Raw genomic sequence first — 1,191 nt, forward strand, 5'->3', positions numbered from 1 at the left:
AGCACTAGTCAAAAATGCTACAACTGCTTTAAATTTATTTAGTTTAAATTGGTTCGTATAATGTATATTATGTTAAATATGATTTATTTTGACCAATTTATCTAATTTTTAATAGCCTCCATTACATGATGTCTTAACCTTTAAAATCCGTTTGATAAATAGAATTTTAACTTTTGACAACCAAAATAATATCACTACCAGGTAATGGCATTTTTAATATGTGTTTTTTTATTTTTCCCCAAATCTGCATTTCACAAGCTTTGCAATTAAATTTCAATAATAATTCTTCATTATTTTGCACAAGTTTCATAGGGGTTACTTTAGTTTTCACACCTTGGATCCCTTTAGCTTGCTTTGGACATAAATTAAACGCAAATCTTAAGCAATGCTTGGTTATCATTAATGGAGCATCATTTTTCACTTCATGGGCTTCATAAGCACTTTCAATCAATTCAACTCCATGCTGTTTATAGAATTCCCGCGCTTTGTGATTATAAACATTAGCCAAAAAATTCAGTTGTGTCTCTGGATAAATTGCGGTTGGACTTATTTCTGGTCTACGCACCTTGCGTTTATAATTGGTTAATCTTTCCACCGTAAGTCTGCTAATAACTTCCCGCCTTAACTGATTAAGTTGACTGTTGGGAATAAAATATACTGTCGATAATTTCATTTTTAGATCAGAAAGATAATACAGCGTATTGCCCAGTTTAGATAAATTTTCTTGAATATTCTTTAGCATTTTATCTGGCTGAGTAGCGGGTTCAAAATGGCCGTTGAGTGTTAATTCAACACTCATGCCCTCTTCGCTTCTTGCTTTTAATCTAATTCCATCAATACTGTTTTCGAGTTCAAATGAAACGCCAACACATCGTTTACTGGAATCTTTTAATAAACTTTGTTGCCATAAATGATCCAAATTTCGATTAACTGCATGCGGAAATTTAACAGAATAAAGGTGTTTAGGTACCTCATTAGGATGAATGCGGTAGTGATTTCCGGATATCTTTTCAACTTTGTCCGCTCTGAATCCGATAATATCACGTTGGATCAGTACATTAAGTCCATCACCATTACTTAATGTGTGTTCGCTTTTAATATCCAAAGTTTTTGAGGTCACTTTCGTGATTTCGCCAATTTGCTCTCCCAGGTATTTGGGCGAATCTATGGCTAATATATCGGGGTGTCTGC

The 1,191-nt window shown here is 33.6% G+C and carries 1 protein-coding gene; it reads right to left on the reverse strand.

Features of this window, described 5'->3' with window-relative positions:
- Positions 1-166: 166 nt before the first annotated feature.
- Positions 167-1,191: DUF3656 domain-containing protein (locus J3U19_RS11400; protein WP_267346370.1), on the reverse strand; the 1,025-nt coding region annotated here is incomplete at its 5' end.

Source organism: Gilliamella sp. B2828 (genome assembly GCF_026537125.1).
Lineage (GTDB): Bacteria > Pseudomonadota > Gammaproteobacteria > Enterobacterales > Orbaceae > Gilliamella.